Here is a 13,131-nt window from a genome sequence, read left to right as displayed (position 1 = left end):
GGAGATCCTATGCATCACAAAGCGGTCATTATCGGAACCGGGCCTGCTGGCTTAACTGCCGCGATTTACTTGGCGCGTGCGAACCTGACCCCATTCGTTATTGAAGGCATTCAGCCGGGAGGGCAATTGACGACCACAACGGAAGTGGATAACTTCCCTGGCTTCCCCGAAGGCATTACAGGCCCGGAGCTCATGGAAAATATGCGCAAACAAGCGATCCGCTTCGGCGCTAACATTCACGCGGGCCGAGTTACGGAAGTCGACCTGTCCAAGCGGCCCTTTACTCTTTTCTTGGAGGGTGGCGACGTGATAACCGCCGATTCCGTTATCATTTCTACAGGCGCTTCGGCTAAGAAGCTAGGCATTGCGGGCGAGACCGAAAACATAGGCAGAGGGGTTAGTACTTGTGCGACTTGTGACGGGTTCTTTTTCCGGAATAAAAAGATTATTGTGGTCGGCGGCGGCGATACCGCGATGGAGGAAGCTCAATTCCTGACGAGATTTGCATCTGAGGTTCGCGTGGTGCATCGCAGAAATGAGCTGAAAGCATCGAAAATCATGCAAGATCATGCTCGCGGCAACGCCAAAATCGTATGGAGCTTGAACGAAACGCCGCTTGAAGTTGCCTCTGGTCCTCTAGGAGTGAGCGGGCTGAGGGTGCGCAACAATGAGACTGGCGTAGAAGAACTGCTTGAAGCGGATGGCATCTTCTTGGCGATTGGGCATCAGCCAAACACTGGCTTTCTTGGAGGACAGCTGCCGACGGACGAGTTAGGCTATCTCCACGTCAATCCGGGCACCTCGCAAACGCAAGTACCAGGCGTCTTTGCCTGTGGCGATGTGCAGGACCGCATCTACCGTCAAGCCATTACATCCGCAGGAAGCGGCTGTATAGCGGCACTGGATTGTGAAAGATTTCTTTCTGAACATCATGATGAGAAATAAATGAAGTACATGAAATGAATGAAGTGAATGAAGTACATGAAATAAATGAAATACAAGAAGTGAATGAAGTGAATGCTGCACAAATTATAACTTTGGAGGCTGATTGATTATGACACAAGAACGCACAGGCGTAGCAACATTAGGCGGAAATCCGATTACCTTAGTAGGACCTGAATTGAAGGTTGGCGACCAAGCTCCGAATTTCACCGTCAACAAGGATCTGCTGACAGAAGTCAGCCTTTCTGATTATGATGGTAAAGTAAAATTGATTTCAGTTGTGCCCTCACTGGACACAGGGACCTGTGACGCACAGACGCGGCGTTTCAATGTAGAGGCGGATAAAATCGGTGGAGATGTCGTCATTCTTACGATTTCCGTGGATCTTCCTTTTGCGCAGAGCCGGTTTTGTTCGATTGCTGGGATCGATAAAGTGGTGGCGCTGTCCGATTATAAATATCATGCCTTTGGCGAGGCCTACGGCGTTTTAATCAAGGAAGTTCAGCTGGATCAGCGCGCTATCTTCGTATTGGATGCGAACAACACCATCAGATATGTTGAATATTTGAGAGAAATGAGTGAGCACCCAGATTACGAGGCTGCTTTGGCGGCGTTGAAAGAACTGGTGTAAGCGAGTGAACAAGAAAGGCTTCTCCACAAGGTCGGTAGACCGGGTGGGGAAGCTTTTTTTGTTTTTGAGCGATGTGAGGGGAGAGCGGGTTGTAACGCCCTTTTTGGGCGTTACGGGCGCGTGGGGGCGGCAGTGATGTCGTGTAAGGTCCGTGAGGGACCTTACGGGGGAGGAGGCCGAACCGGGCGGTAGGCGCGGAAGGGTTGTAACGCCCTTTTTGGGCGTTACGGGCGCATGGGGGGCGGCATTGATGTTGTGTAAGGCCCGTGAGGACCTTACGGGGTCGGAGGCCGTACCAAGCGGGAAGCGCGGAGGGTTGTAACGCCCTTTTCGGGCGTTACGGCCGCGTGGAGGCGGCAGCGATGCGGTGTAAGGTCCGTGAGGGACCTTACGGGGGCGGAAGCTGTACCGGGCGGTAGGCGCGGAAGGTTTGTAACGCCCTTTTTGGGCGTTACGGGCGCATGGGGGGCGGCATTGATGTTGTGTAAGGTCCGTGAGGGACCTTACGGGGGCGGAAGCCGCTTCGCCGGTAGGCGCGGAAGGGTTGTAACGCTCTTTTTGGGCGTTACGGGCGCGTGGGGGGCGGCAGAGATGCGGTGTAAGGTCCGTGAGGGACCTTACGGGGGCGGAGGCCGCACCGGGCGGTAGGCGCGGAAGGGTTGTAACGCCCTTTTTGGGCGTTACGGGCGCGTGGGGGCGGCAGTGATGTCTTGTAAGGTCCGTGAGGGACCTTACGGGGGCGGAGGCCGCACCGGGCGGTAGGCGCTGCTGGTTGTAACGCCCTTTTTGGGCGTTAAAGGAGCGGGAAGGCGGGCGTGATGTTGTGTAAGGTCCGTGAGGGACCTTACGGGGGCGGAGGCCGCACCAAGCGCGGAGGTTTGTAACGCCCTTTTTGGGCGTTACAGGAGCGGGAAGGCGGCAGCGATGTTGTGTAAGGTCCGTGAGGGACCTTACGGGGGTGGAAGCCGTACCAAGCGGGAAGCGCGGAGGTTTGTAACGCCCTTTTTGGGCGTTACGGGCGGGGGAAAGCGGGCTTGATGTTGTGTAAGGTCCGTGAGGGACCTTACGGGGGCGGAAGCAGCACCAGGCGCAAACTGCTCCGCCTTGCCCGGATCAGACCAGCTTGGTGCCCTTGACCATGGCCCCGCGGCACAAGGGGCACTCCTTGGAAGCTCGCTGCGCTTCCTGCGGCGAAGAGATCCTCGCCCAAGCGTTGCAGCGCTCGCTCGGGCACACCCAAGCCGCGACCCGCTTCGCGGTCGCGGGCTTCACATAGGCAGCGGCTCTGCCTACCGCTGCCGGCTTGACCGAGACAGCCGCTTTCGCGCGGCTGTCCCCACTAGCGTCCGCGCCAGGGAACGCGGACACGAGAAAGCGGGAAGGCTCCGCCTTCTTCCCGCGGAAATAGGCCGGCGAGCTGATCAGCAGCTCGGCCTTCGCCCTGGTGACGGCGACGTAAGCAAGCCGCCGCTCTTCTTCCAGCGCGGCGCCAGCCTTGTCGCGCCGGCTATTGCCCGCCATCTGGACATCGTCCAGATGGTTGGCATCGAGTGCCGAGCTGTGCGGCATGTTGCCCTCAATTGCGCTGAGCAGGTACACGATGGGGAACTCCAATCCCTTCGATTTGTGAATCGTCATCAGCGAAATTTTATCGGCTGCATGGTTAGAGCTCGTCCCGTTTCTTTTCGATAGGCTCATCTCGGTGCGTTTTTCCGCGACCTCATGGATAAAATAAAGAAACTGCTCCAACGTATCGAAGCGTTTGGCCGAAGACTCCAGCTCGTCGAGCGTCTCTTTCAGCATTTCCCGGTGATGCGTCAGCTTGCTGCGTTTGTTCGTGTCGAGGAACGCATCGTAGAAGTCCTTCCGGATGGCTTGAACAGCGGCTAGGGGCTTCAGCTCGGCAAGCGATTTGATCAGCCGGATGCGATTTTTGAGCTTTTCTTTTTGAAAATCTTTCAGCGGCAGGCCGAGCAGGTGAATAAGCGGCCACTTTTTCGCCTGGATCGCTTCCTGATCCTGTATGATGCGCATGCCCTGGTCACGCCCGATATAGAGGCTCGGCAGCACGCCTTCGATCGCCTCGAAGTTGCGGCGTTCTTGGGCGATTCGAAGATGGTCGATAATGGGCTTAACCATCCATTGCTCATAAAAGGAATCGTTGCTCCCATAGTCGATAAACGGCAAATTGTGAAGAATTAATTGCTCAATGATAGCTCGGCTGTTGCTCGCCGTCCGATACAGCACGGCTACATCTCCGTAGCTGCATGCTCCACGATCCATCTTGCTTCGCAAATCACTGATGAACCAGTCGGCCTCGTCATCGCTGTTATTCGGGCGGATGTACTGAGGCTTGAGCTCGCTCTGTTTGGTTGCGAGCAGCGTCTTATTTTTCCGCTGTACATTATGCAGGATAATGGCATTGCCCAGACCCACGATGCTGGAGGTGGAACGGTAATTTATATCCAAGGTCACGGTTTTGGCCGTGGGAAATTTCTCGTGGAATTGCAAAATAAATTCATTCCGGGCACCGTTGAACGAGTAGATCGTCTGATCATCGTCGCCGACGACCATTAAATTCTCGTGATGCTGCGCAATCATTTGGATAATTGCATACTGCACGGTATTCGTGTCTTGAAACTCATCGACACTGATATAAGAGAATTTTCGCTGCAGGGAGCGCAGCACATCCCCGTTTTGCGTCAGCAGGTCGTGCGCTTTGACCAAGATGTCATCGAAATCCATCTTATGATTTTCGATTTTCCACTGCTCATACTGCATGAAAATCCGTTTCAACTCTTGCTCTTCTTCCGTCTTTTCCGGGAGGTCGTCCACGCGGGTCAGCTCCATTTTGTAAGAAGAGAGCAGGGCAATCAGCACCTCGGGCTGGTAGGTATCCTGCAAACCCATGCCGAGCAGGATGCGTTTGACGACAATTTGCTGGAAACGGCTGTCGCTCAAAATGTCTTGATCGATGCCGTTCATTCTGAGCATGCGTAAGCAGAAAGCATGGAATGTTCGTACTTGTATGGAATTCGCTGCATGGTTGTCCACACCGGGCATCAGCAGGAGGCGTTCCCGCATTTCTTCGGCTGCCTTTTTAGAAAATGTAATCAGCAGTAAATTTCCCGGATGAACCCGATGGACAGCGAGTAGATAAGCGACGCGGCATACCAGAACCGTCGTTTTCCCGGAACCGGCTCCGGCCAAAGTCAGCAGGGGACCTTTGAAGTGACGCACCGCTTGAGCCTGCGGCGGATTTAATAAAATGCCCTGCCGCTCCAGATCGCGGAAAAAGAAAGCATCGCTCTCCTCGTCCGACACGAAGTCGGGACTGGTCGTTAATGCGGCTATTCGGGCATGCGGGATGGTCCGGTTCGCAGAAGCTTCGGAACCGAACGGAGTAGGGTATATTTTAGGAGTATTCACATCATCACCTGTTTCCTTGCGTTAACTAGATTATTCATTCTACCACATTTGCAAAAGAAGTAGGGGAATGTCATAGTAACAGGTAGCACAAGGTCTCGACTCCATTTCCATCAAGCGAAAGGAGCTCAGCACGCATGATTCTGTCATTCTTAAAGGCGCTCTGGGATCAATTTCTGAAGCATGACGCGTTAGGTTTAGCCGCGCAGTGCGCTTATTATTTTTTACTGTCAATCTTTCCATTCCTCATTTTTATTATGAGTTTGTTGGGGTATCTGCCGTTCACATCACATGATGTTGTCGTCCTGATCAAGGAATATATGCCGGGAGCTGTTGCAGGCTGGCTGGAGGAAACGCTTGTTAGTCTCATAGATGTGAAGCGGGGGGGAACGCTAAGCTTCGGGTTGATTCTGTCGCTGGTGAGCGCCAGCGCGGCGATGAATTCGATCGTGCTCGCAGTCAATAAAGCGTACGGGCTGCCTGAGCGCAAAAGCTTCATTCATTCGCGTTTTTTGGCGATGATGCTGACCATAGGCATGCTTATTGTCATCGCTTCCGCGCTGCTGCTAAGCGTGTTCGGTCAATGGATCGGCGTGTGGATGCACGCGCATGTGCATATTCCAATGGCTCATATTGATGTGTGGAACAATTTGCGCTGGATTGTTAACTTCGTTATCGTGTCTATCGTCTTTATCGGGATTTACTACATAGCTCCGAACACTTGCTTATCGTGTAAAAGTGTCCTTCCCGGCGCCTTGTTTGCCGGCATTGGCTGGCAGGGCACATCGCTCGGGTTCTCGTACTACGTGAACCATTTTACGAATTACAGCGCTACCTATGGAAGCCTTGGGGGTGTCATCGTTCTGATGACATGGTTCTATATCTCGGCGTTACTCATCATTATCGGCGGTGAGATCAACGCTATCGGTCATATCCACCGGGAGTCCAAAAAGAAATAAGAGGAGTCCGCAACTGGCTGCCGCCGGCTTGCGGCTTTTTTGCATATGTCGCGTACCGCGCCCGTATATATCAGATATTGTAAAATATTTGGAGGAGGGCTGTCCTCATGTCGAATGGATTTGTCATACAGTCTTTGGATGAAGTGCGGTTCTGGTCCCGGATCATGAAAGAACATTCGTTATTTCTCAAACTGGGATTTCGCTGTGAGGATACACAATTGATTCAAGAAGCCAATCAGTTTTACCGTATTTTCGAGGAAATAGAAGGTAGGGCACTCGCATTTACGGCGCAAACCGACCCGGAGTCCATCAAACGCTTTAACATGGAGGTCCATACAGCGGCTACGCATATATGGGCTTTCAAAAGAAAGATTTTAGGCCTCATTATCCAGTGCCAGCTTCCTGGCGCCAATAATTTTCCTTTGCTGGTTGATCACACAAGCAGAGAGGCGTTTTATTTCAGAAACCGGCTTGAAGAGTTGAATGAAGGCAAACTGGAACCGTTGCACGATGCCATTATTGATGAAAATGTATTCTTTTTGCGCATAATGGCGGATCATGCCAAGTTTATCGGACATCTGCTTGATCCGTCTGAACGGAAATTGGTCGATCAGGCACGGAGCTTCAGCAACGATTTTGATCAACTGCTATTTCAAGCAATCGATTTAAGCGGCATGCGTCCCCAATCGCAAACGAAGCCGTTGCTTGGTCAATTCCTCGACCAGAATCGCGTTTCCGTCGCTGCGCTGCGTGATTTCAAGAAGACCGCCAAGGAATTAATCGAGGCTTGCCGTATCAAAAGCATTATTCATCCTCTGCTTGCTGACCATGTATTCCGCGAGGCTGAAAGGTTCTTGGCGATTATCGACATGTTCGAAGCGAGCTTAACCGGAAACAGGGTTAGTTAAGCGTAAAAAGGAGCGAGCCGAGATAGGGCTGCGCTCCTTTTTTAGTAAGTATATGTCGTCAGGTTTGCGTGTGGTACGAGCATTTGACAGATGGACGTAGAAGATTTGGAAGTGCGACAGCGGTTTGGGTCACCCCATACCGCTTGATCTGCGATAGATCGCCTTTTTGCACGGGTGAGCGGAACGTAGGTGCTTTACGAGGCGGTATTTTCGGTTGTAGGGACATTTCGCGGAACTACGGTGCGTTATGAGCAGGAAATGCTGGGTTGTAGACGCGTTTTCGTTCATTTAACGCATCCCAGTTCCTCTTCAGGGGGAGAAAAGGGACGTTATCCTGGAATAAGGCATCGTAGTTCCGTGGAAATCGCTGTGCATGGGGAATTGGCGGGTCGGACACAAAAGTTCTTACTATACGAAGCTAGAAACTCAACTCAAAGTAATTCCTTATTGAAGCAGTCTCGAAATCGTAGTTAGACCCAAATACTGACCCCTTGTTTCATCTGGCAACCCAACAACATATAAACTGTATAGACCCTGTCTGGATACGTAGGCCTCATATTATATTGCCCAAGCAAATTTGGACTCTTGCTCATATTTTGAAGAAACACAGCTTTAAGGCTAGACTCCAAGAGATAGGGGAATCGAGTATGCATTCTGCACTGCCCTTCATCACAAGAATAACTGTTCAAGAGAGCTCATACAGATAAAAAATGTTAGGTGGTGAACGAATTTGTCAGAAATTCATATAGCTGCCGTTGGAGACCTTATGGTGAAACGGTATATCATTTCCGATGCTAAACGGGCTGACGGGACTTATTCTTTCGACCCACTTTTAGCAAAGGTAGCTCCAATTCTAAAAAAAGCGGACTTAACGATAGGAAATCTTGAAACCACTTTCGCTGGAACTAGGGGGAAAAAGAGCCGGAAATCACGTGGTCCTTTGTTCAAATGTCCTGATGAGCTGGCTCCAGCTCTTAAAAGAGCCGGTTTTGATGTCTTAATAACAGCGAACAATCATTGTATGGATTTCGGCACCACAGGTTTGCTTCGAACGTTACGGATTTTGAACCAAAAGGGGATCGAACATACCGGCACATCTGAATCTTTAAATAAGTCCAAAGAATATCTTATCAAAAGCATCAAAGGTATAAAGATCGGAATCTTATCCTATACATCGGGGCTAAACGGTATTCCAATACCATCAAATAAATCGTGGATGGTCAATTTAATCCAAACGAAAAAAATGATTGAGGATATTCATAATTTAAAGAAGCACGTTGATCTTTTAATCGTATATATGCATTTCGGAAATGAATACAGTCATACTCCAAACCTGAAACAGAAGCAATTGGTGAAACTTTTATTTAAACATGGAGCCCATGTTATTTTAGGGTCACATCCACACGTTCTTCAGCCGTTGATTGTGAAAGGAAAACAACGATTGGTCATGTATTCCTTAGGTAATTTTATATCTACAAAATTAAGGAGAAACATTCATACACAAAGCAGTATCATTCTTAATATTAAAGTCAAAAAAAATGCAGAAGGGAAAATAATCATTACGGAGACTAAGTATATTCCGACTTTAGTGCATCGGAAACTTGAAAGAGGTCGCCATAAGACAGAGGTTATCTCAGTACGTGAAGCCTTGAATGAAATGAATCCAAAATTATCAGCAAATTCGCGTAAACGAGTTCAATACATGTTAAACCAAACGATAAAAACAATAAAAAGTAATGTGTAACTTTGGCGATCTTCGCTGTTAACATGAAGAGAATATTGAAGCTAATGATGTAAAAAACAGCGATGAAGGCTTGAATAAAAGTGAAAAGACGCTGGTTATTCCCGAAATTAGGAATAGTAAGCGTCTTTTGTTTCGTTCAGCGTAGCTACTTCTCAAAAACTTCACTTCTCGTTTGAAACAGCTGCCAGATCTTGTGCTGAATGTTTATGAACCATATGTTCCAAATGGGAAGTGCCCCATTGGTGCATCATCAGCAAGACAGGTTTCAAAGATTCTCCATATGCAGTAACGGAATATTCAACTTTCGGCGGGACCTCTGGATAGACGACACGTTTTATAATATCCTGATCTTCCAATTCCCGTAATTGGTGTGTAAGCATTTTTTGGGTGATGTTGGGTATCAGCGTTTTTAATTCACTGAATCGTTTTGTTCCGCTATAAAGCAAATGCAACAAAATAATGGCCTTCCACTTGCCAACTACAATATCTAAAGTTTCTTCCACGTTGCATAACGTCGGTTGGACCTCCACAATCCCCACTCTCCCCAATAGTATATTTCTCCATACTTTACCACTAATAAGTGCGTACTTCCACAACAGAAAACTTGATTTTATAATGACTCATGTAGTAAAAAATACGATCTAATAGATCAAACAAAGACTAGGAGTGGTAAGTATGATGAAAGCTGTTGGCGGCGGCCTTTTGACAATCGCACTGTTCGTAGCTGCGCTAAATTTGCGTCTTCCCATCAACTCGATTTCACCGATTTTAGAATCGATACAAAAAAGTCTAGGAATGAACTCTTCCGTAGCGAGCTTATTGACCGCTATTCCAGTTCTCTGTATGGGAATCTTCTCTCCCATCGCCGCAAAACTCGGCGCTCGGTGGGGCATAGAGCGAGTACTTGCCGTGTCGTTAGCCCTGATTGGGATTGGGACCATTTTCCGGTTTTTCACGGTATCGATATTTTCATTGATTCTGACTGCCTTCATCGCTGGTGCGGGGATTGCAGCAGTAGGGCCTCTACTATCAGGCTTTATCAAACGCTACTTTCCTGCAAAAGTCCCCTCGATGGTCGCTATCTATACGATGGCTCTAACGATTGGAGCGGCGCTGGCTTCAGGCCTATCCGCACCGCTTCAAGCAGGGATGGGCTCTTGGCAGGGGGCGCTGGCAATTTGGGGGGTATTTGCTGGGATCGCGGTGCTGATCTGGATGGTTGTTTTACAACGTATTGGTAAACAGGCCCATTTGTCAGCAGCTGTGCAGACAACGAAGATTCCTTGGGGTAATCCAAAGGCCTGGTTTCTGACGCTATCATTTGGCCTTTTGGCGATGTTATTTTATGCGATTACGGCATGGCTTCCGCCAATTATTCAAAGTATGGGGTACAGCAAAGTATATGCAGGCAACGTACTTACGGTATTTGCAATCGTCCAAATTCCGGCGGGCATGATGCTTCGTGCGCTTTTAAAACGATTCCCATCTCGCTTGCTTTGGCTTATTACCGCCTCAATCATTGAATTGATCGGTTTCCTGATGATTATGTTTGCCATTGAACCATGGATTGCGGCGATCTTTATAGGTCTGGGTGCGGGAACCTTATTTTCGCTCAATCTTCTGCTTCCCATCGACATGACCAGCAGTGCTCAAGAAGCAGCCTCTTGGGCGGCGATGACGCAATCCGTTGGCTACATCATTGGAGCAACGGGTCCGATAATTCTCGGCTGGATCCATGATGCTACACATAGTTTCTCCTTAGCCATTATTGGCATGATCGTGATTAATGTGGTGATGATCGGCGTTCAAATCTTTGCAATACCAAGGCAATCCAAAGAGAAAGTTGAGCTCTCGGTGTAAGGCGCGGAATAGGTCTAGCCGCCAAGTGATCCAAGTTTTCATCATTCACAGGGTGTAAATTGGCTGTACTACCACGTTAGCACGCCGCCATCCACGCGCTTCATACCGCGGATCTTGGCGAGCTGCTCGGCCAAGGGGAATACAGCCAAATCTTTCTTTTTGGCCTCGATCATAACATCGATCTGCGGCAATCCAGCTTCTCTGCAGCTGCGCAAAAAGGAGATCAGAATCTCCGGGTCGATGTAGTCGGCATGCGAGCGGAATTCCTTCTCATTCTTGGGAGAGGAAACGTGGATTTTCATGGGGATCTCTCTCCATGTTTGAATGATGTCTGGCAGCAGATCGGCCGGCGACGTTTGGGACGGATTGCACCAGTCATGATGCAGATCGAGCATGCAGGGACGCTTCAGCTTCTGGCAAACTTGCAGCGTTTCTTGCAAGGTGTAGGTCTTATCGTCATTTTCAAAGGTGAGGCGGCGCTTCGCGTGTTCGGGCACTTCCGGGAACTTCGCGTACAGCCGGTCCAGCGCTGCCGGTTTATCTCCGTAAACGCCACCAACGTGGATGTTGATGATAGCTGATTCATCCAACCCCATCCCATCCAGGATGGCTGTGTGATAGTTCAAATCCCGAATCGCGGCGCTCACGACGGCATCACTGCCATTGAGCAGTGTGAATTGATTCGGGTGCATGCTCAAGCGTATGTGATGTGCTTTGGCGAAATCGCCGAGGAGCCGCAGCTCCGTTTTGTACACTTCCGCGACGTTAATTTCAACTTCTGGATGTGTAGCCAGCGGGATGAGTGACGATGAAAGCCTTAACAATTGAATGCCGTGCGCCGCGTTGTAATACAGAATACGCTGCGTCGCCGCAAGATTTTTGCGTCCGATAGCAATCGCCCGTTGTATCGCTTCTTCGTGAGGAAGTCCGGAAAATAGTTTGTAAGTGAACGTAGAACTAGGAGTATTGTTATAAATGGCGAGTGCCGTAGACACGAATCCAAGTCTGATAATCATGAAGACCTCCGTACGTTAGTAAGATTCGGGCGCGAACTCCCGCTTGTCTTCAACCTAATTTCCCTCCACCGCTTGTCTTTGATTCAAGCGGGTTAATTTGATGCACACAAAAAAACCAGCCCAACACGTTATTTCGTGTTTGGACTGGTTTTTTGCTTACTATATAAAGGTTATGCCTACACGCGTTCAACCTTCAACAGGTTGGTAGTGCCGGATTTTCCGATTGGGATGCCGGCGGAAACGATGGTTAAGTCGCCTTTTTTCACATATCCGAGAGTTTCGGCTTGTTGAATGGCAGAGCGGATCATGGAATCCGTGGAGTCACAAACTTCGCCGTGAATCGGGATGACGCCTTGTACCATGCTCAAGAAGTTAATTGCGTATTCATTGGACGTAATCGCCAAAATCGGAGCTTCCGGGCGGTACTTAGCGATCATACGAGCCGTAAATCCGCTCTCCGTAGGCGTCAGGATGGCTGCTGCATGGAGCTTGTTCGCCGAAGAAACGACCGCTTGGCACAGCACTTCCGTCACTTCATTGTTCGAATTGAGGTGCGCGTCGACCGATGCATTGCGCTCCATCGTTTGTTCGACACGCTCGGCGATGGTCGCCATCATCGTGACGGACTCAACCGGATATTTCCCGGCCGCTGTCTCGCCGGAGAGCATCACCACGTCACTTCCGTCGAGGACGGCATTCGCCACGTCGCTCACTTCAGCGCGCGTAGGGCGGGGATTACGCTGCATGGAATCAAGCATTTGCGTTGCGGTAATAACCGGCTTGCCCGCCAGGTTACACAGGCGAATCATTTCTTTCTGCGCGATCGGAACTTCCTCCGTCGGAATTTCTACACCCAAATCTCCGCGTGCGACCATGATGCCATCGGAGGCTTCAAGGATCGAAGCGAAGTTGGCCATGCCTTCTTCGTTCTCAATTTTGGAAATGATCGGGGTGAAGCCCGCGCCGTGCTTCGCCAAAATATCGCGTACCTCTTGAACATCGTTGCCGTTACGCACGAAGGACATGGCGACGATGGAAATATTTTCTTCAACGCCGAATTGAAGATGCATAATATCGCGGTCCGTCACGCCTGGAAGCGAGATGCGAACGCCTGGCAAATTTACGCCTTTGCGCTGTTTCAACACGCTTTGGTTGAGGACGACGCACGTTACTTCCGTACCGTTGATTTCTTCAACCTCAAGCTCAATCGATCCGTCATCGATGAGGACGAGATTGCCGGGCTGCACATCTTGCGGAAGGCCTGGATAGTTTACAGAGACACGGCTGGAATCGCCGATAATTTGTTCCGTTGTAAGAACGATTTTGTCGCCTTTTTGCAGGTCGTAGGATGCGCCTTCCAATTGGCCGATCCGAATTTCCGGACCTTTGATATCCATCAGAATCGGGATCGTTACACCAAGTTCTTGGGCAGCTTGACGTACTCTTTGGATACGGCCGCGGTGTTCATCCAAGTCGCCATGGGCCATATTCAGCCTTGCGACGCTCATGCCGGCACGGATTAATTCTTTAAGAGTAGGGATGGAATCGCAAGCAGGACCCATGGTGCAAATGATTTTCGTTTTACGCATTGTGTAGGACTTCCTTTCGAGTGGGAAGAATTAATTTTGGCTTTATTTTAGACCTA

Annotated in this window: 10 protein-coding genes; 6 read left to right on the top strand and 4 right to left on the bottom strand. The window is 49.8% G+C overall.

Annotated features, from left to right (window positions below):
* Positions 1-9 precede the first annotated feature (9 nt).
* Positions 10-945, top strand: a complete 936-nt coding sequence (gene trxB / locus ABRS97_RS18435) for a thioredoxin-disulfide reductase (RefSeq protein WP_367816319.1) — start codon at positions 10-12, stop codon at positions 943-945.
* A 109-nt stretch (positions 946-1,054) separates the two neighbouring features.
* A complete protein-coding gene (tpx, locus tag ABRS97_RS18430) occupies positions 1,055-1,573 on the top strand; it encodes a thiol peroxidase (protein ID WP_367816317.1) in 519 nt (172 codons plus the stop codon).
* A 1,113-nt stretch (positions 1,574-2,686) separates the two neighbouring features.
* Here the strand turns inward: tpx and ABRS97_RS18425 are convergent.
* On the bottom strand, positions 2,687-5,002 hold the full coding sequence (locus ABRS97_RS18425; RefSeq protein ID WP_367816315.1) for a UvrD-helicase domain-containing protein: 2,316 nt from the start codon (positions 5,000-5,002) through the stop codon (positions 2,687-2,689).
* Positions 5,003-5,136: 134 nt separating this feature from the next.
* On the opposite strand from ABRS97_RS18425, the gene ABRS97_RS18420 reads away from it, so the two are divergent.
* The 3 genes from ABRS97_RS18420 to ABRS97_RS18410 all read left to right on the top strand — a co-directional run bounded on the left by ABRS97_RS18420 (position 5,137) and on the right by ABRS97_RS18410 (position 8,610).
* On the top strand, positions 5,137-5,958 hold the full coding sequence (locus ABRS97_RS18420) for a YihY/virulence factor BrkB family protein (protein ID WP_367816313.1): 822 nt from the start codon (positions 5,137-5,139) through the stop codon (positions 5,956-5,958).
* 107 nt (positions 5,959-6,065) lie between these two features.
* Positions 6,066-6,866 carry a DUF2935 domain-containing protein gene (locus ABRS97_RS18415; RefSeq protein ID WP_367816312.1) on the top strand — a complete coding sequence of 267 codons (801 nt, stop codon included), beginning with the start codon at positions 6,066-6,068 and terminating at the stop codon, positions 6,864-6,866.
* 730 nt (positions 6,867-7,596) lie between these two features.
* Positions 7,597-8,610, top strand: a complete 1,014-nt coding sequence (locus tag ABRS97_RS18410; RefSeq protein WP_367816310.1) for a CapA family protein — start codon at positions 7,597-7,599, stop codon at positions 8,608-8,610.
* A gap of 161 nt (positions 8,611-8,771) precedes the next feature.
* Here the strand turns inward: ABRS97_RS18410 and ABRS97_RS18405 are convergent, their stop codons facing one another.
* The gene (locus tag ABRS97_RS18405; protein ID WP_367816308.1) at positions 8,772-9,140 is read right to left on the bottom strand and encodes a winged helix-turn-helix transcriptional regulator; all 369 of its coding nucleotides are present in this window, start codon (positions 9,138-9,140) and stop codon (positions 8,772-8,774) included.
* Positions 9,141-9,285: 145 nt separating this feature from the next.
* Here ABRS97_RS18405 and ABRS97_RS18400 point away from each other — a divergent pair, with 145 nt between their 5' ends.
* On the top strand, positions 9,286-10,470 hold the full coding sequence (locus tag ABRS97_RS18400) for an MFS transporter (RefSeq protein ID WP_367816307.1): 1,185 nt from the start codon (positions 9,286-9,288) through the stop codon (positions 10,468-10,470).
* A gap of 68 nt (positions 10,471-10,538) precedes the next feature.
* Here the strand turns inward: ABRS97_RS18400 and uvsE are convergent, their stop codons facing one another.
* Both uvsE and pyk read right to left on the bottom strand, forming a co-directional pair.
* Positions 10,539-11,486, bottom strand: coding sequence for a UV DNA damage repair endonuclease UvsE (gene uvsE, locus ABRS97_RS18395; protein ID WP_367816305.1), 948 nt, complete (start codon positions 11,484-11,486; stop codon positions 10,539-10,541).
* Between the two features lie 176 nt (positions 11,487-11,662).
* Positions 11,663-13,075, bottom strand: a complete 1,413-nt coding sequence (pyk, locus tag ABRS97_RS18390) for a pyruvate kinase (RefSeq protein ID WP_367816303.1) — start codon at positions 13,073-13,075, stop codon at positions 11,663-11,665.
* Between the last annotated feature and the right edge of the window lie 56 nt (positions 13,076-13,131).

It is taken from the genome of Paenibacillus tabacirhizosphaerae, from assembly GCF_040812395.1.
GTDB lineage: Bacteria > Bacillota > Bacilli > Paenibacillales > NBRC-103111 > Paenibacillus_E.
The sequence above is the reverse complement of the archived record's forward strand: the minus strand, read 5'-3'. Positions and strand labels throughout refer to the sequence as shown.

Bases quoted from the DNA above. Each gene is read 5' to 3' on its own strand.
- trxB (WP_367816319.1), top strand. From the start codon at position 10: ATGCATCACAAAGCGGTCATTATCGGAACCGGGCCTGCTGGCTTAACT.
- tpx (WP_367816317.1), top strand. From the start codon at position 1,055: ATGACACAAGAACGCACAGGCGTAGCAACATTAGGCGGAAATCCGATT.
- pyk (WP_367816303.1), bottom strand. From the start codon at position 13,075: ATGCGTAAAACGAAAATCATTTGCACCATGGGTCCTGCTTGCGATTCC.
- uvsE (WP_367816305.1), bottom strand. From the start codon at position 11,486: ATGATTATCAGACTTGGATTCGTGTCTACGGCACTCGCCATTTATAAC.
- ABRS97_RS18420 (WP_367816313.1), top strand. From the start codon at position 5,137: ATGATTCTGTCATTCTTAAAGGCGCTCTGGGATCAATTTCTGAAGCAT.
- ABRS97_RS18415 (WP_367816312.1), top strand. From the start codon at position 6,066: ATGTCGAATGGATTTGTCATACAGTCTTTGGATGAAGTGCGGTTCTGG.
- ABRS97_RS18400 (WP_367816307.1), top strand. From the start codon at position 9,286: ATGATGAAAGCTGTTGGCGGCGGCCTTTTGACAATCGCACTGTTCGTA.